Source organism: Allobosea sp. FW305-C-101 (assembly GCF_058783685.1).
On record NZ_JBYSYT010000003.1, the window covers coordinates 112,256 to 132,479 of the forward strand.

Genomic DNA, 20,224 nt, shown 5'->3' on the forward strand with positions numbered 1-20,224 from the left:
CTCTTGCAGAATGGAACTTTGAACATGCTCGAAATTCGCAATCTGGTCGTCAAGATCGCCGACGAGGACAAGCAGATCCTCAACGGCCTGAACCTCACCGTGAACGATGGCGAGGTCGCCGCCATCATGGGGCCGAACGGCTCCGGCAAGTCGACGCTGTCCTACGTCATCGCCGGCAAGGAGGACTATGAGGTCCTCGACGGCGAGATCCTGCTCAACGGTGAGAACGTGCTGGAGATGGAGGCCGATGCCCGTGCCGCCGCCGGCATCTTCCTCGCCTTCCAGTATCCGCTGGAAATCCCCGGCGTCGCCACCATGACCTTCCTGAAGGCCGCCATGAACGCGCAGCGCAAGGCGCGCGGGCAGGACGAACTGCTGACGCCGGACTTCATCAAGCAGGTCAATGCTGCCGCCGACAAGCTCGGCATCGCCAAGGACATGCTGCGCCGTCCGCTCAATGTCGGCTTCTCCGGCGGTGAGAAGAAGCGCATGGAAATCCTTCAGATGGCTCTGCTTTCGCCGTCCATGTGCATCCTCGACGAAACCGATTCCGGCCTCGACATCGACGCGCTGCGCATCGTCGCCGAGGGCGTGAACGCGCTCCGCGACAAGAACCGCGGCTTCCTCGTCATCACCCACTATCAGCGCCTGCTCGACCATATCGTGCCGGATACCGTCCACGTCATGTCGAAGGGCAAGATCGTGAAGACCGGCGGCAAGGAGCTGGCGCTGGAACTCGAGAAGTCGGGCTATGCGGCCTATGGGGAGGCCGCCTGATGGCCATCGTCACCCCGCTGAAGACGGCTGCCGAACAGCAGCTCGTCCAGCAATATGCCGACAGCAAGGCCGAGCTGCCGGGCGGCCCGGCCGTGCGCAAGCTGCGCGAGGATGCCTTCGTCGGCTTCGAGGCCAAGGGCCTGCCGCATCGCCGGCTCGAATCCTGGCGCTATACCGACCTGCGCACGCTGCTGCGCGAGGCGCGCCCGTTGGCTGGCGGTTCTGCCGTCACGGCGGCGGTCAAGGCTCGCTTGGCCGCGCTGAAGCTCGACGGCCTGCGCCTCGTGCTGGTCGACGGCGTTTTCGCGCCGGAACTCTCGACGCTCGACGCGATCCCGGAGGGTGTCTCGGTGCAGTCTCTCGCCGATGCGCTGGTCTCGCCGCGCGAGGACCTGACTCGCATCCTCGCCGGTCCTTCGGTCGGCCATGACGATATGGGCCTCGCGCTCAACACGGCGCTGATGCGCGACGGCGTCTTCGTCGAGATCACTGAGGGCGTCGAGCTGGAGCAGCGCATCGTGATCGTTGCGCTCGCCTCGGGCGAGGAAGAGCGTGCGGTGTTCCATCGCTCGGTCGTGCTTGCCGGCAAGGGCGTCAAGGGCACGATCGTCGAGGTCAGCGAAGCCGCAGGCAAGGCCGCGCAGCAGATCAACGGCGCGATCGTCTTCGAGACCGGCGACGAGAGCGAGATCCAGCATGTCCGCATCGTAACCCGCCAGCAGGCGGCGACGGTCGAGGTGCAGAGTCTGCTCGCGACGGTCGGGGCGCAGGCGAAGTTCGATTCCTTCGCGCTGATCTGCAATGCCGGCACGGTGCGCCAGCAACATTTCGTCCGCTATGCCGGCGAGCATACCGAAGTCGGCCTGCGTGGCGTCAACCTGATCAACAAGGCGCAGCATTCTGACGTCACGCTGATCGTCGACCACGAGGTGCCGCACGGCACCAGCCGCGAGCTGTTCAAGACGATCGCGGGCGGCGAGGCCACCGGCGTGTTCCAGGGCAAGGTCATCGTGCGGAAATACGCGCAGAAGACCGATGGCAGCATGAAGAGTAACGCGCTGCTCCTGAACGACGGCGCGACCATGTACAACAAGCCCGAGTTGGAGATCTTCGCCGACGACGTGGTCTGCGGCCATGGCGCGACGGTCGCGCAGATCGATGGCGACCAGCTCTTGTATTTGATGGCGCGCGGGCTGCCGCGGCCGCAGGCCGAGGCGCTGGTGCTGCAGGCTTTCGCCGGCGAGGCGGTCGAGTTCATCACTGATGAGGATGTGCGCGATCTCGTGATCGGCGAGGTCGAGTCGTGGCTGAAGGCCCGCGAGGCCGCTTCCGAGGTGAGCACCGTCTGATGCCCTACATCAATCTCCAGATCACCAAGGGCGCCTCGCGCCAGCAGAAGGCGCAGATCGTGAAGGAATTCACGGAAACGCTGGTCAAGGTGCTCGGCAAGAACCCGCAGAACACCCATATCGTGATCCAGGAGATCGAGCGCGAGGATTGGGGCCATGGCGGCGAACTCGTCGCCGACAAGGCGCCAGTCGCGCCCGGAAAGGCCTGAACCGATGAACGCGCTGGCGAAGCCCTATGACGTCCAGGCCATCCGCAAGGATTTCACGATCCTGAGCCGGGAGGTCTATGGCAAGCCGCTGGTCTATCTCGACAACGCTGCCTCGGCCCAGAAGCCGGAAGCGGTGATCGAGGCGATGACGCGGCTGATGCGGGAGGATTACGCCAATGTCCATCGCGGCCTGCACTATCTCGCCAACGCTTCGACGGAAGCCTATGAGGCGGCTCGCGAAAGCGCGCGCCGCTTCCTGAACGCCGCGCATCTGGAGGAGATCGTGTTCACGCGCTCCTCCACCGGCGCGCTCAACACCGTCGCTTCGTCGCTCGGGCGCCATCTGCAGATCCAGGAAGGCGACGAGATCATCCTCTCGATCCTGGAGCACCATTCCAACATCGTGCCCTGGCACTACTGGCGCGAGCGCCATGGCGCCGTGATCAAATGGGCGCCGATCGACGAGGATGGCAATTTCCTCATCGAGGAATTCGAGAAGCTGATCTCGCCGCGCACCAAGGTGGTGTCGCTGACCCAGATGTCGAACGCGATCGGCACGATCATCCCGATCGCCGAGGTCGCCACGATCTGCCGCTCCTACGGCATTCCGCTGGTGGTCGACGGCAGCCAGGGCGCCGTGCACCTGCCGGTCGACGTGCAGGCGCTGGGCTGCGATTTCTACGCCTTCACCGGCCACAAGACCTATGGGCCGACCGGCTCCGGCATCCTCTGGGGCAAGAAGGAATGGCTCGACAAGCTGCCGCCTTACGAGGGTGGCGGCGAGATGATCGTCACCGTCAGCGAAGACAGCGTGACCTATAACGACCCGCCGCACCGCTTCGAATCCGGCACGCCGGCGATCGTCGAGGCCGTGGGGCTGGGCGCCGCGCTCGACTACATGATGGCGCTCGGCCGCGAGAACATCGCGGCGCACGAGGCCAAGCTAGGCGCCTATGCGATGGAGCGGCTCGGCGAGATGAACTCGATCCGCATCTTCGGCAAGGCGCGGGAGAAGGGCGCAATCGTCGCCTTCGAGATGAAGGGCGCCCATGCCCATGACGTCGCTACCGTGATCGACCGTGCCGGTGTCGCAGTGCGCGCCGGCACCCATTGCGCCATGCCGCTTTTGGCACGATATGGGGTGACATCGACCTGCCGTGCCTCCTTCGGGCTCTACAACACGCTCGAAGAGGTGGACAAGCTGGTGGATGCCCTGCGGAAGGCCGAGAGCCTGTTCGCCTGACCGGGATTTGAAGAGATGACCGACAGCGTCGCCGAAGACCTGAAGCCGAACGCCCCCGCCATGGGCAAGGGCACCGCGTTGCCGCCGGAGGAGATCGACCGGCTGACCGACGATATTGTCGCCGCGCTGAAGACGGTCTACGACCCCGAGATTCCCTCCGACATCTATGAGCTCGGCCTGATCTACCGCGTCGACATCGCCGACGACCGGCAGATCACGATCGACATGACGCTGACCGCGCCGGGCTGCCCGGTGGCCGGCGAGATGCCGGGCTGGGTCGAGAATGCAGTCAGCACGGTGCCGGGTGTTGCCGGCGTCACCGTCAACATGACCTTCGATCCGCCTTGGGACCAGTCGCGCATGTCCGACGAGGCCCGCGTCGCGCTCGACATGTGGTGAGACTGGACGGCTTCACCTTCTGGCGCGCATGATGAGGCATGCGCGCGACGAAGTGGGATTACCTCGTCTTTCCGTTCCTGGCCGCCTTGCTCATCGGCGTGTTCTACGCCGCCTTGCGGCTCGTCGGTTTCTTCGGGCTCGGCGTGCTCGGCCTCATCATTGGTTTCATCACCGTGCGGATGGACCTCGAGCGCGATGGGGCGAGCAGCGATCCGTCGGCGCTGGCCGAGCAGTTCAAGGCCCGCGAGCGGATGTCGCGCGCCGAGCGCGCTGAATTCCAGGCGGCGCAGGCGTTCCGGCTGAAACCGCTCTTCATCGCGCAGGTCGTCGCAGCCGGTTTCGTGATACTCGGCTTCGGATTCCATTTCCTGCTGTGACGGCGGGCTCGGATCGCGCGTCTGCGCGATCGATCGCATGATCGACCTTCATTATTCCCGGCTGGCGAAGAATGGCATTAGGATGGGACGCGCGCCTGTCGCCATCGGAGCCTGCCATGCCGAGCTTTCCCTACGAAACCGTCGACGTCTTCACCGATCGCCCCTTCGGCGGCAACCAGCTCGCGGTCTTCACCGATGCCAGCGGGCTGTCCGACGCGCAGATGCAATCGCTCGCGGCGGAGATGAACTATAGCGAGACGACCTTCGTCCTGCCGCCGGACGATCCGGCCAATGACGCGCGCGTGCGCATCTTCCATCGCACGGCCGAAATGCCCTTTGCCGGCCATCCCAATGTCGGCACGGCCTGCGTGCTGGCCCGCCATGGCCGCGACCGCGGCGGCGTGCTGCGCTTCGAGCAGATGGCCGGGCTGGTCGAGATCGCCGTGGAGCGCGATGCCGCCGGGGCGGTCACGGGCGCCGTCATCGCCGCGCCGCAGGCTTTGTCGCTCGGCATCGAATTGCCCGCCGACGGGATCGCGGCCTGCGTGGGCGTGGCCGCTTCCGATATCGTCACCAGCGGCCACAAGCCGGTCCAGGCCTCGCTCGGCGTGAAATTCGTGCTGACACAGGTCACGCCGGCCGCGCTTGCAGGCGCGACGCCCGACATCGCGGCCTTCCGCAAGCTCGAAAGCCAGCACCCGGAATTGCAGGGGCGGCTGTCGCTGTTCCTCTATGCTCGCGACGGCAATGCCATCCGCGCTCGGATGTTCGCCCCGCTGGCCGGCACCTGGGAGGACCCGGCCACCGGCAGCGCCAGCGCCACGCTGGGAGCGCTGCTGCTGTCACTCGATGGCGGCGACGAGGCCGCCTACAGCATCACCCAGGGCGTCGAGATGGGCCGCCCGAGTCTGCTGAACGTCACCTCGCGCCGCGCTGCCGACGGTTTCCGCTCGCGGGTCGGCGGCGGCTGCGTGCCGATGTTCCGCGGCGAGGCGCTGCTATAGACCGAGCTCCGCCCGCACCCGCTTCGTCAGCCCGGCGGCGGCGAGGCGGTGGCTCTCGGCGAGGTAATCGCGCAGGGCGTCGTCCGGCATGCTCTCTCCGGTGAGCCACTGAATCCACTTCATGCCGCGCGAGGCGAGATAGGGCGCGGGCCTGAGGCCCGGCTGCTCGCTCAGAATGTCGAAACCCATCGGCGAGCATTTGAAGGAGACGGCCATCTCGCCATCCTCCTGCTGCCGGCCGATCGCGAAGACCTTGCCGCCGACCTTCCAGACATCGGCGCCACCCCATTGCACGACATGGCTGGTGGCGGTCAGCGAGGCACAGAAGGCGTTATAGGCTTCAGGCGACATGGCTCAGTAGCTCTCGGCATCGATGCCGTGCTGCTTGGCGGCGGCGACGATCTGCGACCAGGTCTCGTCGTCCAGCGGAATGCCGGCCGCCTGCCGCTCGATCTTGACCTTGCGCTCCTTGTCGCCGGGCGCCAGCACCGGATTGGCGGGGTCCATCGGTTTTGCCGCGCGCACGAAGGCGAGATAACTCTCGGTGCGGCTGCGGCGCAGCTCTGCATCAGGCTCCAACCGGGCCGGATCGATGATGACGCCGAAGAGCGAGTTGATCACCCAGGTCTTCTGCGGCTTCTCATCGATCCGCGCGGCGCCCATCAGCCCGGCAGAGAGCAATTCCGCGATCAGCGAGAGGCCGGCACCCTTGTGGTCGCCGAAGGGCAACAACGCTCCGAGCGAGTGGTCCGGGCTGGCAAAGACGTGGGCCGGGTCGGTCGTCGGGCGGCCCTCGCCGTCGATGATATAGCCGGGCGCCACCTGCTCGCCCTTGTTGAGCGCAACGCGCGCCTTGCCATGGGCCATGCGGCTGGTGGCGAAGTCGAGGATCAACGGATCGCCGCCGGGAACGGGGATGCCGATCGCGTGGGGATTGGTGCCGAAACGGGCTTCCTTCGCCGCATAGGGCGCGACGATCGGCGGGCGGCCGGCGACATTGACCCAAAAGAAGGAGATCAGCCCGGCCTCGGCCGCGACCTCGGCATAATGGCCGATGCGGCCGATATGATGGGAATCGAGCAGGTTGACGATGGCAACACCGCCCGTCTGCGCCATGGCGATCGCCCGGTCGACGGCGTTGCGCGCATTCGGCTGGCCGAGCGCGATCTTGCCGTCGATGATCAGGAAGGGCGCCGCATCGAGCCGCGTCTGCGGCTGCGAGGCCGGGCTGAGATTGCCATCGGCCAGCGACTGGAAATAGAGCGGCAGCATGCCGACGCCATGGCTGTCATGGCCGCTGAGATTGGCGAGGACGAGGTGATCGGCGGTCTCTTGTGCCTCGGCCTCGGTCCAGCCGGCTTTCACGACCATGTCGCGGACGAGGGCATGCAGCGATTCGGGGCGATGCAGACGATGCGCCATGGTGTTCCTGCCGTTTGGAAGAGGTCTTGTTGGACGAGGTCTTGGAGCCTCGGGGATTCCCAGGCGCCAGAGTGCATGAGCCGGCCCGTTCCGCAATGCGTGAGGCGGGCAGGGGCTGGATCGCGGGCGCATGGCGCGCCGTCTGCATCTCGACGAAAGCCCTGCCGATCCCTATGTTGTCTGGAACAATCTTGCTTCACCGGGCCTTGAACCCGGTCGAGGAGGGAAACAGATGTTTTCGATACCGGGCCTCAAGGTCATTTCGCTGACCGACGCCGCGGCGGCCCGCATCCGCGAGATCATGGTGCAATCCCCTGGCGGGGATGCTCCGGCGCTCGGCCTCAGGGTCGGCGTCAAGAAGGGCGGCTGCGCCGGCATGGAATACACCTTCGAGATCGCGCGGGCGCTCAACAAGGGCGACGAGATAGTGACCGACAAGGACGCGACGGTGGTCGTCGATGCCAAGGCCGTGCTGTTCCTGCTCGGCACCGAGCTCGACTTCAAGACGGACCGGTTCTCCTCGACCTTCGTCTTTAACAACCCCAATCAGGTCTCGGCCTGCGGCTGCGGCGAATCCGTCGAGATCAAGCCGCGCAGCGAGAGCGCCCTGACGGCGCCCTGAGCCAGCTCAGGCGACGCGGGTCGTCGTTTCCAGCGCATCCTCGGTGACGGTGCGGTTGCGGCCGTCGCGCTTGGCCTGCATCAGCGACTGGTCGGCCCGGTCCACCAGGGAGCCGGCCGTATCGCCGCGGCGGTAGCTGGCGACGCCGAGCGAGATGGTAATCCGGCCAAGATTCACATTGGTCGAGCGCTTGATCAACTCGCGGGTCAGCAGCGCCTGGCGCACCGTCTCGGCGCCGAATTTGCCGGCAATCAGATCGGCTTCCGGCAGGATGATGGCGAATTCCTCGCCGCCGAAGCGGGTGATGATGGCCTTGTCCTTGAACTTGTCCTTCATCGTGCGCGCGACGAGGCGGAGCACCTGGTCACCCGTCAGATGGCCGTGAGCGTCGTTGAAGCGCTTGAAGAAGTCGATATCGGCCATGACCAGCGCGAAGGGCTCGCGGCGCAGCGTCGCCTGATCGATCGACTTCTGCAGCATCTCCTCGAAATGGCGGCGGTTGGCGAGCCCGGTCAGCGGATCGGTGAGGGCTTCGGCGCGCGTTGATTCCAGCGCCTCGCGCAGGTTGCGGATTTCATTGGAGCTGTTGCGGAGCTCCGCCTCGAGCTGGGCCTTGCGCGTGACTTCCTCGCGGGTCGACATCACCAGCGCCTCGACCCATTCGCGCAGCTTGTGGCGGTCGGTCGCGGGCGGCACGTCCTCGGACATGGCACAGAGACGCCCGTGATAGAGCTCGCTGGAGCCGAGCGCCTTGTCGACGAGGCCCATCATCGCGTCGATCTCGCCGAGCACCTGCAGGCTCGTACGCTCGGCCTGACGCGAGAAGCGCTCGGTGCTGATGAAGCGCTCGTAGAGGCTGTCGATATCAGCGGCGGAGACCTTGCCGTCGCTGCCGGCGATGATCGCGTTCATCGCGATGCTGACGGCCGGGATCTCGCCGCTGAGATGGGCGTACCAGACCTCGAAGGCGCGAGGATAGCTCGGCGAGCCATGCTCTCGCATCGCCGCAACGACGCGCTCGGCGAGATCATCAGTGCGGGCGGGAACCGAAACCAGGTCGTCCATGCCTTCGCCATCCGGTATGAAGCCGGGTCGCGGCCTTCGGCCACGTCAGCTTCGATCAAACAATCGAAGCGGGACATCCTGTCCGTATATACGGCGGCATGCGCCCGTCCGCCGCGAAGGTCATCCCATCGCGACAAAACGCAATCTAGGGCGATGATGTTAAAAACGGGTTGATGCCGTAACGTTATCCGACACGTGTCGGGCGCAGCAGGAAGGCCGGGACGTGATCGCCCAGCCCCTTCACCTGCGGGCCGTCATCATCGTCACGACCATGCGAACCGCGCCCGCGGCGAGGAGCGTCCTGGTTGCGTGCGGCGGGCGGGGGTGCGGCCGTTTCGGAATCGGGCCGGATCGGCACGCGGCGCGGCTTGCGCTGCGTATCGTCCGCATTCTCGACCGTGTCGGACCGCGGGGCTCCTGCTTCTGCACGCGCGCCACGTTCCGGACGCCCGCGCCCACCGCGCGACGACGAGCGCTTCTCGTCGCGGCGGCCGCCATGGCGTTCTTCGCGCGGCTGGCCAGGAGGCAGGGCATCGAGGCCGGGACCTTCGAAGGCGATGGTCTGGCCGGTCAGTTTCTCGATCGCCGCAACGAGCTTGTCGTCATGGCGGGTGACGATGGTGAAGGAGGCGCCTTCGCGGCCGGCGCGGCCGGTACGGCCGATGCGGTGGACATAGTCCTCGGCATGGGTCGGCACGTCGAAATTGAAGACATGGCTGACGGCGGGGATGTCGAGGCCGCGAGCCGCGACGTCCGAGGCGACGAGGATCGGGTTCTCGCCGGTGCGGAAGGATTCCAGTGCCGCCATGCGGGCGTATTGGTCCATGTCGCCGTGGAGCGCGACGGCCGGGAAGCCATGGCGCTGCAGCGACTTGTGCAGGGTCGCGACATCGCGCTTGCGGTTGCAGAACACGATCGCGTTCTGGAGATCGGTCGCGCCCTTGATCAGCTTGCGCAGCGTCTCGCGCTTCTCGAAATCCTGGGCGTTCGAGGCGATCAGGCGTTGCGTGATCGTCGCGGCCGCCGTCGCCGGTCGGGAAACCTCGACGCGGACCGGGTTGTGCAGGAACTGCTCGGAGATGCGGGTGATCTCCGGCGGCATCGTCGCGGTGAAGAACAGCGTCTGCCGGGTGAAGGGAACAAGCTTGCAGACACGCTCGATGTCCGGGATGAAGCCCATGTCGAGCATGCGGTCGGCCTCGTCGATGACGAGGAGCTCGACGCCGGTGAGCAGCAGCTTGCCGCGCTCGACATGGTCGAGCAGGCGGCCGGGCGTCGCGATCAGCACGTCGACGCCACGGGTGATCTTGGCGTCCTGATCGCCGAAGGAGACGCCGCCGATCAGCAGCGCCACCGAAAGCTTCTGGTTCACGCCATAGCGGACGAAGTTCTCCTCGACCTGCGCCGCGAGCTCGCGTGTCGGCTCCAGGATCAGGGTGCGCGGCATCCGGGCCCGGGCGCGGCCGGTTTCCAGGATGGTCAGCATCGGCAGCGTGAAGGCCGCGGTCTTGCCGGTGCCGGTCTGGGCGATGCCCAGAACGTCCTTGCGGGCAAGAACATGCGGAATGGCCTGGGCCTGGATGGGGGTCGGCGTGTTATAGCCTGCGGCCGTGACGGCCGTCAGAACCTTTTCGCTCAAGCCGAGTTCGGCAAATGACATCGCGTATCGTGCTTCTTCTGGGTCGGTGAAACGCGGCGGGATGACCTGCTCAACCACCACGTTGGCGCGACGACAGTTCCTGCGCGCCTTCGGACCCGTGTGGAATGCAAAGAAAACGCGGCAAAGTCAATCATCTAGCCATGAAAGGACTGCTTTAGCCCCATGAAGGAGCCGCTCGTTCTCGTTCCCGGCCTAAGTTGCAATGCTGCACTCTACGCTCCGCAATGGCCTGCGCTGGCCGATGGCCGGCCTATTCTCGTCGCCGATCACGCTCGCGACGACACGTTATCCGCCATCGCGCAACGCCTGCTCGCGGCCGCGCCGCCCCGTTTCGCGCTCTGTGGCCTGTCGATGGGCGGCTACATCGCGTTCGAGGTTCTGCGGCAGGCGCCGGAGCGCGTGACGCGGCTTGCCTTGCTCGATACCAGCGCCAAACCGGCGACGCCCGAGACGAACGAGCCACGCGAGCAGATGATCGCGCTGGCCGAGAAGGGCGCCTTCGACAATGTCACGACGCTGCTCTGGCAGAAGCTCGTGGCACCAGCGCGCCTGACCGACGAGCCGCTGCGCCTGCTGGTGCGCCAGATGGCTGATGATGTGGGGGCGGAAGGTTTCGCACGCCAGCAGAAAGCGATCATGAAGCGGCCGGATTCACGGCCGCTACTGGCGAACCTCGCCATTCCGACGCTGGTTTCGGTCGGACAGGAGGACGAGATCACGCCTGTGGCGGAAGCGCGGGAAATGGCCGGCCTTGTCGGCGAGAGGGCCCGCCTCGCGATCGTACCCGGCTGCGGCCATCTGTCGACGCTGGAAGCGCCGGAAGTCGTGACTGCTGAGCTGCTGCGCTGGCTCGGCTGAGCGCGATCAGCGGGGCAGGGCGCAGGGGTCGAGCTTCGTCGCGTTCGCGGTCTGGCCGATCGAGCCGGTGATCATCGGGTCGGTGGGCAGGCGCTTCGAGGCGGCGAGACTGACCGCGGCCATGCGCTCCTTGTCGAGCGAGGCGGTCTGGCTCGACAGAAAATTCGCGGCGATGACCGACAGGAAGGCGATGGCCGCGCCGGCCTTGGCGATATCGGCGGCAAACGTGCCGCGGTTGTCCTTCCAGAACATTTCGATCAGGCGCATGGCGCACTCTCCACGGCCCGTGACATCACGAGCTTTTGCGGCAGCATGCGCCCAGAGCAGTAAAAGGATGGTTAGCCAAGTCTTGCCGGAGTGCCGACGACTTTAAGGATCACCTCCGGCGCCGGCTCCTCTGCCGGTGAGACGCGCCTGATTCTCCTTGAAGAGCTTGCGCAACGCCGTCAGCACTGCGGCGACGCCGGGTCTGCGGCGCGAGACCTCATGCGAGACGAGGAAGATATCATCGCCGGTCTCGTCTAGTGGCGGCTCAAGGCGGCGCAGAGTCGGGTCGGCGTCCCCCATGAAGCAGGGCGCCATCGACAGAGCGCCGGCCGAACGGATGCTTTCATAGCGGGCAGCCGAATCGCCGACGCGGGCCGCGATCGTCCGCCCCGCGGCATAAGCCATGATGTGATCGTCGATCCGCGACGAGGTTTCGCGGTTCACCGAGATGATCGGAGCCGTCGCGGGATCGATGTCGCGGCGGACATAGAGCGTCTGCATCAGGCGCCCGACCTTCTGGGCATAATGGCCGGGCTCACCCGGAACTCTCGTCATCCGCAGCGCGATATCGGCCTCGCCGCGCGCCAGGTCGAGCCTGTTGCGCGTGCTGATGATCACGATCTCGACCCCGCCGGCCGCCTGCGAGATCGCCGTCGCGTTCATGGTCAGGAACAGACTGATCGAGGTCGTGGCGGTGATCCGGACCGGTGCATCGGCGCGCGGGCGGGCGGCGTCGGCGCGGATCGCGAAGCGCTTGGCTGCGGCCTCGACGAGGGCAGCCTCGGCCGCGAGCTCCATACCGATGGCGGTCGGCATGAGCCGGTTGGCCTCGCGGGTGAAGAGCTGCAACCCGAGTTCGGTTTCGAGGCCCTTGAGCCGGCGCGCGACGGTGGCCTCGCTCAGGCCTAGCTGCGCCGCCGCCACGGCCATCGACCCGCCGACGACGATGGCGTTGAAGATCCGGATATCGTCCCAGGACGCCTGTCCGGCTGGCGATGCCAGTTCACCGTCGCGTCCAGATGGAGGGGAAGCAGGCTCGCCCATGCCGTCAGTGGCCAGTCCCAGTTGGAGTGGTGGCGGCGGTCATGGCGGTCCGGGGTATGGGGAGGGTTCGACATGCGCGAACCCTGCCGGGAAAGGTTGCGTCGGGCAGCCCGCCGGGCTTGAGCCCCAGCCCTGCAAACATGCAGGGCTCAGCATTCACAGGTCGATCAGTTCGCCGGCAAAGGCGGCGCGTTCCTGGATGAAGACGAAGCGCGCTTCCGGCTTGTTGCCCATCAGGCGCTCGACCGTGTCGGAGGTCTCCTCCTTGGCCTCGTGATCGACCATGACCTTGAGCAGGATGCGCTTGCTCGGGTCCATCGTGGTTTCCTTGAGCTGCGCCGGCATCATTTCGCCGAGGCCCTTGAAGCGCGATATCTCCGGCTTCTTGCCCTTGAACACCGTCTCGATCAGCTCGTCCTTATGGGCGTCGTTGCGGGCATAGACGCTCTTTCCCCCGTGCTGGAGTCGGTAGAGCGGCGGCACGGCGAGATAGAGATGGCCCTTCTCGATCAGGCGCGGCATCTGACGCCAGAAGAAGGTGACGAGCAGAGAGGCGATATGGGCGCCGTCGACATCCGCGTCGGTCATGACAATGACCTTCTCGTAGCGCAGGTCGTCCTCGCGGAACTGGGTGCCGATGCCGCAGCCGAGCGCCAGGATCAGGTCGGCGAGCTGCTGGTTCTGGTTCAGCTTCTCGCGCGTCGCGTTGGCAACGTTGAGGATCTTGCCGCGCAAGGGCAGGATCGCCTGGTTAGCGCGGTTGCGCGCCTGCTTGGCGGAGCCGCCAGCCGAGTCGCCCTCGACGATGAAGAGCTCGGAGCCGGCCGCGCCAGCGTTGGAACAGTCGGCAAGCTTGCCGGGCAGGCGGAGCTTCCGGGTCGCCGTCTTGCGCGAGACCTCCTTTTCGAGGCGCCGGCGCAGGCGCTCCTCGGCCCGGTCGACCGACCAGTCGAGCAGGCGCAAAGCCTGCTGCGGCGCGGCCGCCAGCCAATGATCAAAGGCGTCGCGGATCGCGTTCTCGACGATGCGATGGGCTTCCTGCGTTGCGAGTTTGTCCTTGGTCTGGCCCTGGAATTCCGGCTCGCGGATGAACACCGAGAGCATGGCGGCACAGGTCGCCATCACGTCGTCGGAGGTGACCTGCGCCATGCGCTTGGACTGGCCGATGCGCTCGGCATGGTCGCGCAGACCGCGCAGCAGCGCGATGCGCAGGCCCTGCTCATGGGTGCCGCCCTCAGGCGTCGGGATCGTATTGCAGTACGAGGACGAGAAGCCGTCCTCGCCGGTCGCCAGCCAGGCCACCGCCCATTCGAGCGAGCCGTGGCTGCCATCCTTCGTGATCTTGCCGGAGAAGATCGGCTCGGCGACCAGATCCTTGCCCTCGATCTCGCGGCCGAGATAGTCGCGCAAGCCCCCGGGGAAGCGGAACACCGCCTCGGCCGCGACATCGCCCTCGGGCTTCAGCAGCGCGGGCGCGCAGGTCCAGCGGATCTCGACGCCGCCGAAGAGATAGGCCTTGGAGCGGGCCATCCTGAACAGGCGGGCCGGGGAGAAATGCGCGCCCTCGCCGAAGATCTGCGCGTCGGGATGGAAACGCACCCTGGTGCCGCGCCGGTTGGCGACAGCGCCGACCGTCTCCAGCGGCCCCTGCGGCAGGCCGCGCGAGAAGATCTGGCGATAGAGCGTCTTGCCGCGCGCGACCTCGACCTCCAGCCGATCCGACAGCGCGTTGACGACGGAGACGCCGACGCCGTGCAGGCCGCCCGAGGTCTCATAGGCCTTGGAATCGAACTTTCCGCCGGCATGCAGCGTCGTCATGATGACTTCGAGCGCCGACTTGCCGGGGAATTTCGGGTGCGGATCGACCGGGATGCCGCGGCCATTGTCGGTGACGGCGAGCGAGCCGTCCTCGAACAATTCGACATCGATGAAGGTGGCGTGGCCGGCCACTGCCTCGTCCATGGCGTTATCGATCACCTCGGCGAAGAGGTGATGCAGGGCGCGCTCGTCGGTACCGCCGATATACATGCCCGGCCGGCGGCGGACTGGCTCCAGCCCCTCGAGAACCTCGATGGCGGAGGCGTCGTAGCCGGCCTCGGACAGCGTGCCGTTGCGGGCAGGGGCAGCCGGCGCCGGCGCGGCCTTGGGGGCTGCGGCAGGCGGGCGCACTTCCGGCCGCGGGCTTGCCGCGTCGGGCCGCTCCGGCTCCGAACCGAAAAGATCGCCGTTATCCGCCATTGCCAATCGATTCTTCCTGATTCGCGACTGTGAACTCTAGCGCATCGCGTTGCGCAACGCCCTGTCAGGAACCGCTTATAGACACCTCATCCGCAGATCGAAACCGCTGCGCCATCGCAGCTCGCATTCCTGTCACACCCCTGTCGTCCGCATGGGCAAGAGCGAGGTGGAACAGGCCCGTTCAGCCCACGTTAACCATCGGTGCCGAGGATGATGGATACGGTCAGGCCTATGCGAATTTCCGCAATGCGCTATGATCGGCCTAAAGGGGAGAAGGCCGTGGCGTCGCGTCAGTCTGTGCCGGTTGCGGGTATCGCGGGTTTGCAGCGTACTGCACGCCTCGCGGGCGAATCCTTCGGTCATGAGGATGTCATCGGCAGGCCACTTTCGACCCCTGATCCGTATGCTTCGCGCTGGCTCTGGTGGCTGGCTGCGGTCGCGGCATCGGCCGGCCTCGCGGTTCTGCACTTCTCCTGAAAGCCGCCCTCGCATAGCGCGGAAATATCAACCTTTTTGCCCTAGGCCTGTGGCCGGAGGGTAATGAAATGCGCCGCGTCGTTATCAGGATTTTCGCATCGGCCGATAGTGGCGCGCCGCGGCTTGCCGCGTCCGGCACGCTCTGAGCGAAAAATCGCGCCGGTGGGCCAGATCGCCGCTCTCGGAGCTTATGTCTACCAGGCCGTGCTGGCGCTGGGGCTGCTGCTGCTCGTCTCCCGCATCCTGCCGGCGCAGGACTTCACGCATTACTCGCTCTTCGTCACGATCAGCCAGTTCGGCAGCATCGCCGCCTTCGAATGGCTGCGCTTCTCCTGCAGCCGGTTCTACCCGGGCACGGACGAGACGGCCCAGCGCTCGGTGATCCTGTATTCCTTCGTAGTGTGCGCGGCGCTTTGCCTGCTGGCCGGTGGCGGCGTTTTCGCGTTCGACGCAGCTTCGATCGGCATCGCCGTCGGCGGGGCGCTGGTTGCCGTATTCCAGGGCGGCAGTGAATTGCACCTGACCATGCTGCGTTTCCGGCAGGATTTCCGGCTGTTCTCCGTTCTCCAGGCCGCTCGCGCTTCGTTCCTGGCCATCGGAACAATCTGCGGGGCGCTTCTCGATCCCACGCTGGCCGGCACCGTATCGGGCATGCTCGTCGCTTATCTCGCCTATGCGGTGCTGGCGCGCCTTCTGGCTGGCTCGCTCGTCAACGGATTGCAGCGGCCGCAACGCCACCTGCTCGTGAAGCACCTGACCTATGGCGGCGTCTCGGCCGGGGCATCCGTCGCCGGAATCCTGGCACCGCTCGGGCTCAAGGCCTTCCTGACCGCCGTGATCGGCGCACAGGGAGCTGCCGGCGCCTTGCTCGCGCTGGACCTCCTGCAGCGTCCCTTCGTCATGGTGGTTTCGGCGCTGCATGCCATCCGCTATCCGGAGATCGTCGCCAGTTTTGACCGCGAGCCGGGTGCGCCGACATTCCGCGAGCGGCTCGGCGACTATTACGCCCAGCTGGCGAGCTGTTCGCTCGTCACAGCCGCTGCGCTCCTGTGCCTGCTGGCGCCTGCCGCAGCCTGGCTGGTCAAGACGGAGCTGCGAGAAACCTTCCTGCTTGCGAGCCCGGCCGTGACGATCCTCGCGCTGCTGCGGGCCTGGGTGCAGACCTTGCTGCCGACCCCCGCACATCTGAAGCAGCGCCTGCGGCCGATCATCGGGCTCGCCCTTGCCGATGCCGTCCTGCTCAATCTCGGTGCCGCCATTGGCTGGTATCTGTCCGGCGGCACGCTGGTCGGATTGCTCTTCGGCGGCGTGGCCGGAGCAGCCGCCGCGGTTATCGTGGGGGCGCCGCTTTTCCTGTCGATGCCCTTCCGCTGGCATGCACTCACGCTCGGAAGCGCCTTGGCCGCCCTCGTCATCGCCGTGCTTGCCAATGGCAGCGCCCCCCAGACATCCCTGCTGATCTCGCTGCCGGTTTTCTTGCTTTGCATCCCGCCGGCCGTCGCGACCCTGGGCTCGCTGCTCCAGCGTCGCGGCGTTTCACCGGAGGCTTCATGAAGATCGTCGTCGGTATCGCGACCGCGGGGCGGCGCGATGTCCTGTCTGCAACGCTCGCCCATCTGACCGGGCAGAGCCACCTGCCGGATGCCGTCATCATCTGCCCGGCAGAGCCGGCCGATTTCGACGAGGCCGCCGCCGCGCGCTTGCCCTTGCCCATCCGTCGCGTCGAAGGGCGGCGCGGCAGCTGCGGCCAGCGCAACGCGATCCTGTATGCAGCCGAGAACGCCGATCTCGTCGTCTTCCTCGACGACGACTACATGCCGGCGCATGATTTCCTGGCCGAGGCCGAAGCCCTGTTCGGGGACAGGCCAGACATCGTCGCGGCCACCGGCACGGTTCTCGCCGACGGCATCCATGGCCCCGGCATCAGCGCCGACGAAGCTCGCGCCATCCTGGCCGCCGACCAGGGCGAGCCGAAGACGGTCCGGCCCACCTATAACGCCTATGGCTGCAACATGCTGGTGCGGATGGCGGCGGCTCGTGCCGTGGCGGCGCGTTTCGATGAGAACCTGCCGCTCTATGGCTGGCAGGAGGATGTCGACTTCTGCCGCCAGCTGGCCGGGCAGGGCGAGATTGTCCACAGCACGGCACTGCGCGGCGTCCATCTCGGCAGCAAGCGCGGACGCACATCGGGCCTGCGCTTCGGCTACTCCCAGATCGCCAACCCGATCTATCTCTGGCGCAAGGGCAACATGACGCCCCATAAGGCGCTGCGCCTGATGGCCGGCAACGTCGCGGCCAATCTCATCGGCAGCCTGCGCGAGCAGCCCTATGTCGACCGCCGTGGTCGCCTGAAGGGCAATGGCATCGCGCTGGTCGATCTGATGCGGGCGCGGCTGAATCCGCAGCGCATCCTGTCGTTCAAATAGACGCCCTCAGCGCCGCGGCGCGGCCATCTCAGACAGGGTCGCGAGAAGCGTCTCGGCGCTCTTGTCCCAGGAGAAGCGCGCAAGATTGGCGCGGCCTTTCTCGGCGAGCCCTAGTGCATCGCCAGCAGCATCCATGACCCGCTGCATCGCCTCTTCGAGGCTGGCACGGTCGCGCGGATCGAAGTAAAGCGCCGCCTCGCCGCAGGCTTCGCGCACGGCCGGGATGTCCGCGGCAAGCACCGGGCAGCCCTGCGTCATCGCCTCCAGCGGCGGAATGCCGAAGCCCTCATAGAGGCTTGGGAAGACGAAGGCGCGCGCGTGACGCTCGAGCGCGACGATCTCCGCATCCGTCAGCCGCCCGGTGAAGATCAGGTTCTCGGCGCTGGCGGGAGCGTCCGCCTTGAACACGCCGCTCTTGTCGAGCGCGCCGGCGATGACGAGCTTCCAGCCGCGATCGCCGAGCGCATCGAAAGCCCGGATGGCGAAGTCGACATTCTTGTTGGGCTTCAGGGTGCCCAGCATGAAGAAGAAATTCGTGCCTTCCAGCCCCAGGCGCTGCAGCACGGATTCATCCAGCGCCACCCCGGAGAAGTGATCGGTGGCGTTGTAGAGCACCGGGACGGTCTCCGGCGCGACATCAAAGACCGTGCCGAGCTCGCCGCGGGAGAAGTTGGAGACGGTCGCGATGCGGGCCGTGCGCGTCAGCCCGAAGCCGAGGAGCTTGTGCGTGGCCCGATAGGAGGCGCTGAAGGCTTCCGGGTGTCGGAAGATGGTGACGTCGTGGATCACGACGAGCTGCCGGCGATGCAGCAGCGGCCCGCTGCCGCCGAAGCCGACGAGGGTATCCCCTGCCGCACGGACCGCGAGCGAGGTCTGCTCCCAGAGATGGCCGGAGAACGGTCCGAAGCGCTCCAGGGCGATATGCTGGAACTCCAGCGTTTCGGGGATGTCTTGAGGGGCGAGGACACGCCAGCGGGCATCCTTCAGCGCCTCGGGAACCGCGCCCGCGTCGATCTGCCGATCGAGCGCCTTCGTCATCTCGAGGGCGAAGCGCTGCACGCCGGTCAGCGGCTGGCCGAGAAAACGGCCGTTGATCGAGATCGTCTGCAAATCCGGGGCACCGCTATTCGGCAATTGTCGCCAGAACCTGCCGGATCACGCGTGAAGGTCCAGTTACCTTCGGCCGGATGCGGTGCCGGAAAGGGCACCGGTGCTGAGTGTTTCGCGCCCTACGCGCATGAAAAAGCCGGGACGTTTCCGCCCCGGCCTGATGCTTCCGAGAATGCCGGTGGCTGCCTGCGCAGACGGCCGGCAATCGCTCAGTAGGAGTAATACATCGCGAACTCGACCGGGTGCGGCGTCATCTCGAAGCGCGCCACGTCCTGCATCTTGAGCTCGATATAGCTGTCGATGAAGTCGTCGTTGAAGACGCCGCCGGCCTTGAGATAGGCGTTGTCCTTCTTGAGCGCTTCCAGCGCCTCGCGCAGCGAGCCGCAGACCGTCGGGATCTTCTTCAGCTCGCGCGGCGGCAGGTCGTAGAGATCCTTGTCCATGGCCGGGCCCGGATCGATCTTGTTCACGATGCCATCGAGGCCGGCCATCAGCATGGCCGCGAAGGCGAGATAGGGATTCGCCATCGGATCGGGGAAGCGAACCTCGACGCGCTTGGCCTTCGGCGAGGTCGTCCACGGAATACGGCAGGAGGCCGAGCGGTTGCGCGCCGAATAGGCGAGCAGCACCGGAGCTTCATAGCCCGGGACGAGGCGCTTGTAGGAGTTGGTCGAGGGATTGGTGAAGGCGTTCAGCGACTTGGCATGCTTGATGATGCCGCCGATGTACCAGAGGCACTCCTGCGACAGGTCGGCATACTTGTTGCCGGCGAAGACCGGCTTGCCGTTCTTCCAGATCGACTGGTGGACATGCATGCCCGAGCCGTTGTCGCCATAGATCGGCTTCGGCATGAAGGTCGCGGTCTTGCCGTAGCTCTGGGCCACGTTGTGGATCGCGTACTTGTAGATCTGCATCAGGTCGGCGGTGTGCACGAGCGTGTCGAACTTCATGCCGAGCTCATGCTGGGCCGAGGCGACCTCGTGGTGGTGCTTCTCGACGACCACGCCCATCGACTGCATCGCGGCCAGCATCTCGCCGCGCATGTCCTGCGCCGAATCCTGCGGCGGGACGGGGAAGTAGCCGCCCTTGGTGGCGATGCGGTGGCCGAGATTGCCGCCCTCGTAATCCGAGTAGCCGTTGGTCGGCAGTTCGACGTTATCGAGCTTGAAGCCGGTGTGGTACGGGTCGGCGGCGATCTTGACGTCGTCGAAGACGAAGAACTCGGCCTCGGGGCCGACATAGACGGTGTCGCCGATACCGGTCGACTTCAGATAGGCCTCGGCCTTCTTGGCGATGCCGCGCGGATCGCGGCCATAGGGCTCGCCGGTGCCGGGCTCGAGCACGTCGCAGTTGATGACCATCGTCGCGGCCGAGAAGAACGGATCCATCGTCGCGGTCGTCGGATCCGGCATCAGCAGCATGTCGGACTCGTTGATGGCCTTCCAGCCGGCAATCGAGGAGCCGTCGAACATCGTGCCCTCGGCGAAGATGTCCTCGTCGACCATGCCGACATCGAAGGTCACGTGCTGCCACTTGCCGCGCGGGTCGGTGAAGCGGAAGTCGACATACTTGACGTCGTTGTCCTTGATCGCCTTCAGGACATCCTTGGCGCTTTTCATTTCAGCATTCCTCTTGCCAGCAGTTATTCAATTTCACGCTGCCGCGACCGGCTCCAAT

21 protein-coding genes are annotated in these 20,224 nt (G+C 66.1%); 12 read left to right on the forward strand and 9 right to left on the reverse strand.

Annotated elements, in window-relative coordinates; all coding sequences use genetic code 11:
• Window positions 1-24 precede the first annotated feature (24 nt).
• The 7 genes from sufC to AC3WMA_RS15155 all read left to right on the forward strand — a co-directional run bounded on the left by sufC (window position 25) and on the right by AC3WMA_RS15155 (window position 5,358).
• A complete protein-coding gene (gene sufC, locus AC3WMA_RS15125; protein WP_291662560.1) occupies window positions 25-777 on the forward strand; it encodes a Fe-S cluster assembly ATPase SufC in 753 nt (250 codons plus the stop codon).
• Window positions 777-2,126 (forward strand): Fe-S cluster assembly protein SufD, encoded by a 1,350-nt coding sequence (gene sufD, locus AC3WMA_RS15130; protein WP_492286201.1) that lies wholly within the window; start codon window positions 777-779, stop codon window positions 2,124-2,126. The genes sufC and sufD overlap by 1 nt, the downstream gene beginning before the upstream one ends.
• A complete protein-coding gene (locus AC3WMA_RS15135) occupies window positions 2,126-2,335 on the forward strand; it encodes a tautomerase family protein (protein WP_492286202.1) in 210 nt (69 codons plus the stop codon). Before sufD ends, AC3WMA_RS15135 begins: the two co-directional genes overlap by 1 nt.
• Window positions 2,336-2,339: 4 nt before the next feature.
• Window positions 2,340-3,578: a cysteine desulfurase gene (locus AC3WMA_RS15140; protein ID WP_492286203.1), complete on the forward strand. Its 1,239-nt coding sequence runs from the start codon at window positions 2,340-2,342 to the stop codon at window positions 3,576-3,578.
• Window positions 3,579-3,593: 15 nt separating this feature from the next.
• Window positions 3,594-3,977 carry an SUF system Fe-S cluster assembly protein gene (locus tag AC3WMA_RS15145; protein WP_492286204.1) on the forward strand — a complete coding sequence of 128 codons (384 nt, stop codon included), beginning with the start codon at window positions 3,594-3,596 and terminating at the stop codon, window positions 3,975-3,977.
• 38 nt (window positions 3,978-4,015) lie between these two features.
• On the forward strand, window positions 4,016-4,354 hold the full coding sequence (locus tag AC3WMA_RS15150; RefSeq protein WP_492286205.1) for a hypothetical protein: 339 nt from the start codon (window positions 4,016-4,018) through the stop codon (window positions 4,352-4,354).
• 116 nt (window positions 4,355-4,470) lie between these two features.
• Entirely contained in the window at window positions 4,471-5,358 is an 888-nt protein-coding gene (locus tag AC3WMA_RS15155) for a PhzF family phenazine biosynthesis protein (protein WP_492286206.1), read from the forward strand.
• Here the strand turns inward: AC3WMA_RS15155 and AC3WMA_RS15160 are convergent.
• On the reverse strand, window positions 5,353-5,709 hold the full coding sequence (locus tag AC3WMA_RS15160; RefSeq protein ID WP_492286207.1) for an MmcQ/YjbR family DNA-binding protein: 357 nt from the start codon (window positions 5,707-5,709) through the stop codon (window positions 5,353-5,355). The genes AC3WMA_RS15155 and AC3WMA_RS15160 overlap by 6 nt on opposite strands.
• 3 nt (window positions 5,710-5,712) lie before the next feature.
• Window positions 5,713-6,780 (reverse strand): malate/lactate/ureidoglycolate dehydrogenase, encoded by a 1,068-nt coding sequence (locus tag AC3WMA_RS15165; protein ID WP_492286208.1) that lies wholly within the window; start codon window positions 6,778-6,780, stop codon window positions 5,713-5,715.
• A gap of 232 nt (window positions 6,781-7,012) precedes the next feature.
• On the opposite strand from AC3WMA_RS15165, the gene AC3WMA_RS15170 reads away from it, so the two are divergent.
• Window positions 7,013-7,402 carry a HesB/IscA family protein gene (locus AC3WMA_RS15170; RefSeq protein WP_492286209.1) on the forward strand — a complete coding sequence of 130 codons (390 nt, stop codon included), beginning with the start codon at window positions 7,013-7,015 and terminating at the stop codon, window positions 7,400-7,402.
• Window positions 7,403-7,408: 6 nt separating this feature from the next.
• Here the strand turns inward: AC3WMA_RS15170 and AC3WMA_RS15175 are convergent, their stop codons facing one another.
• Both AC3WMA_RS15175 and AC3WMA_RS15180 read right to left on the reverse strand, forming a co-directional pair.
• Window positions 7,409-8,467, reverse strand: coding sequence for a GGDEF domain-containing protein (locus AC3WMA_RS15175; protein ID WP_492286210.1), 1,059 nt, complete (start codon window positions 8,465-8,467; stop codon window positions 7,409-7,411).
• 184 nt (window positions 8,468-8,651) lie between these two features.
• A complete protein-coding gene (locus tag AC3WMA_RS15180) occupies window positions 8,652-10,127 on the reverse strand; it encodes a DEAD/DEAH box helicase (RefSeq protein ID WP_492286211.1) in 1,476 nt (491 codons plus the stop codon).
• A gap of 162 nt (window positions 10,128-10,289) precedes the next feature.
• On the opposite strand from AC3WMA_RS15180, the gene AC3WMA_RS15185 reads away from it, so the two are divergent.
• Complete coding sequence (locus tag AC3WMA_RS15185) at window positions 10,290-10,985, forward strand: alpha/beta fold hydrolase (RefSeq protein ID WP_492286212.1); 696 nt, start codon at window positions 10,290-10,292, stop codon at window positions 10,983-10,985.
• Window positions 10,986-10,991: 6 nt separating this feature from the next.
• On the opposite strand, the gene AC3WMA_RS15190 is transcribed toward AC3WMA_RS15185, so the two are convergent.
• The 3 genes from AC3WMA_RS15190 to parE form a co-directional block, all read right to left on the reverse strand.
• Entirely contained in the window at window positions 10,992-11,252 is a 261-nt protein-coding gene (locus AC3WMA_RS15190) for a hypothetical protein (protein ID WP_492286213.1), read from the reverse strand.
• A gap of 102 nt (window positions 11,253-11,354) precedes the next feature.
• Window positions 11,355-12,296, reverse strand: coding sequence for a LysR family transcriptional regulator (locus tag AC3WMA_RS15195; protein WP_492286214.1), 942 nt, complete (start codon window positions 12,294-12,296; stop codon window positions 11,355-11,357).
• A gap of 156 nt (window positions 12,297-12,452) precedes the next feature.
• Window positions 12,453-14,534, reverse strand: a complete 2,082-nt coding sequence (gene parE / locus AC3WMA_RS15200; RefSeq protein ID WP_492286613.1) for a DNA topoisomerase IV subunit B — start codon at window positions 14,532-14,534, stop codon at window positions 12,453-12,455.
• Between the two features lie 210 nt (window positions 14,535-14,744).
• Between parE and AC3WMA_RS15205 the strand changes: the two genes are divergently transcribed.
• From AC3WMA_RS15205 to AC3WMA_RS15215, 3 genes are all read left to right on the forward strand, one after another.
• On the forward strand, window positions 14,745-15,011 hold the full coding sequence (locus AC3WMA_RS15205) for a hypothetical protein (RefSeq protein WP_492286215.1): 267 nt from the start codon (window positions 14,745-14,747) through the stop codon (window positions 15,009-15,011).
• Between the two features lie 162 nt (window positions 15,012-15,173).
• Window positions 15,174-16,565, forward strand: coding sequence for a hypothetical protein (locus AC3WMA_RS15210; protein WP_492286216.1), 1,392 nt, complete (start codon window positions 15,174-15,176; stop codon window positions 16,563-16,565).
• Window positions 16,562-17,437 (forward strand): glycosyltransferase family 2 protein, encoded by an 876-nt coding sequence (locus AC3WMA_RS15215; RefSeq protein WP_492286217.1) that lies wholly within the window; start codon window positions 16,562-16,564, stop codon window positions 17,435-17,437. The genes AC3WMA_RS15210 and AC3WMA_RS15215 overlap by 4 nt, the downstream gene beginning before the upstream one ends.
• Window positions 17,438-17,443: 6 nt before the next feature.
• On the opposite strand, the gene AC3WMA_RS15220 is transcribed toward AC3WMA_RS15215, so the two are convergent.
• Window positions 17,444-18,547 carry a glycosyltransferase family 4 protein gene (locus AC3WMA_RS15220; RefSeq protein ID WP_492286218.1) on the reverse strand — a complete coding sequence of 368 codons (1,104 nt, stop codon included), beginning with the start codon at window positions 18,545-18,547 and terminating at the stop codon, window positions 17,444-17,446.
• Window positions 18,548-18,756: 209 nt separating this feature from the next.
• The gene (glnA, locus tag AC3WMA_RS15225; protein WP_492286219.1) at window positions 18,757-20,166 is read right to left on the reverse strand and encodes a type I glutamate--ammonia ligase; all 1,410 of its coding nucleotides are present in this window, start codon (window positions 20,164-20,166) and stop codon (window positions 18,757-18,759) included.
• Window positions 20,167-20,224: the final 58 nt, after the last annotated feature.

Coding starts and splice junctions, on each gene's coding strand:
- sufC (WP_291662560.1), top strand. CDS start 25: ATGCTCGAAATTCGCAATCTGGTCGTCAAGATCGCCGACGAGGACAAG.
- sufD (WP_492286201.1), top strand. CDS start 777: ATGGCCATCGTCACCCCGCTGAAGACGGCTGCCGAACAGCAGCTCGTC.
- AC3WMA_RS15135 (WP_492286202.1), top strand. CDS start 2,126: ATGCCCTACATCAATCTCCAGATCACCAAGGGCGCCTCGCGCCAGCAG.
- AC3WMA_RS15140 (WP_492286203.1), top strand. CDS start 2,340: ATGAACGCGCTGGCGAAGCCCTATGACGTCCAGGCCATCCGCAAGGAT.
- AC3WMA_RS15145 (WP_492286204.1), top strand. CDS start 3,594: ATGACCGACAGCGTCGCCGAAGACCTGAAGCCGAACGCCCCCGCCATG.
- AC3WMA_RS15150 (WP_492286205.1), top strand. CDS start 4,016: ATGCGCGCGACGAAGTGGGATTACCTCGTCTTTCCGTTCCTGGCCGCC.
- AC3WMA_RS15155 (WP_492286206.1), top strand. CDS start 4,471: ATGCCGAGCTTTCCCTACGAAACCGTCGACGTCTTCACCGATCGCCCC.
- AC3WMA_RS15160 (WP_492286207.1), bottom strand. CDS start 5,709: ATGTCGCCTGAAGCCTATAACGCCTTCTGTGCCTCGCTGACCGCCACC.
- AC3WMA_RS15165 (WP_492286208.1), bottom strand. CDS start 6,780: ATGGCGCATCGTCTGCATCGCCCCGAATCGCTGCATGCCCTCGTCCGC.
- AC3WMA_RS15170 (WP_492286209.1), top strand. CDS start 7,013: ATGTTTTCGATACCGGGCCTCAAGGTCATTTCGCTGACCGACGCCGCG.
- AC3WMA_RS15175 (WP_492286210.1), bottom strand. CDS start 8,467: ATGGACGACCTGGTTTCGGTTCCCGCCCGCACTGATGATCTCGCCGAG.
- AC3WMA_RS15180 (WP_492286211.1), bottom strand. CDS start 10,127: ATGTCATTTGCCGAACTCGGCTTGAGCGAAAAGGTTCTGACGGCCGTC.
- AC3WMA_RS15185 (WP_492286212.1), top strand. CDS start 10,290: ATGAAGGAGCCGCTCGTTCTCGTTCCCGGCCTAAGTTGCAATGCTGCA.
- AC3WMA_RS15190 (WP_492286213.1), bottom strand. CDS start 11,252: ATGCGCCTGATCGAAATGTTCTGGAAGGACAACCGCGGCACGTTTGCC.
- AC3WMA_RS15195 (WP_492286214.1), bottom strand. CDS start 12,296: ATGGGCGAGCCTGCTTCCCCTCCATCTGGACGCGACGGTGAACTGGCA.
- parE (WP_492286613.1), bottom strand. CDS start 14,534: ATGGCGGATAACGGCGATCTTTTCGGTTCGGAGCCGGAGCGGCCCGAC.
- AC3WMA_RS15205 (WP_492286215.1), top strand. CDS start 14,745: ATGATGGATACGGTCAGGCCTATGCGAATTTCCGCAATGCGCTATGAT.
- AC3WMA_RS15215 (WP_492286217.1), top strand. CDS start 16,562: ATGAAGATCGTCGTCGGTATCGCGACCGCGGGGCGGCGCGATGTCCTG.
- glnA (WP_492286219.1), bottom strand. CDS start 20,166: ATGAAAAGCGCCAAGGATGTCCTGAAGGCGATCAAGGACAACGACGTC.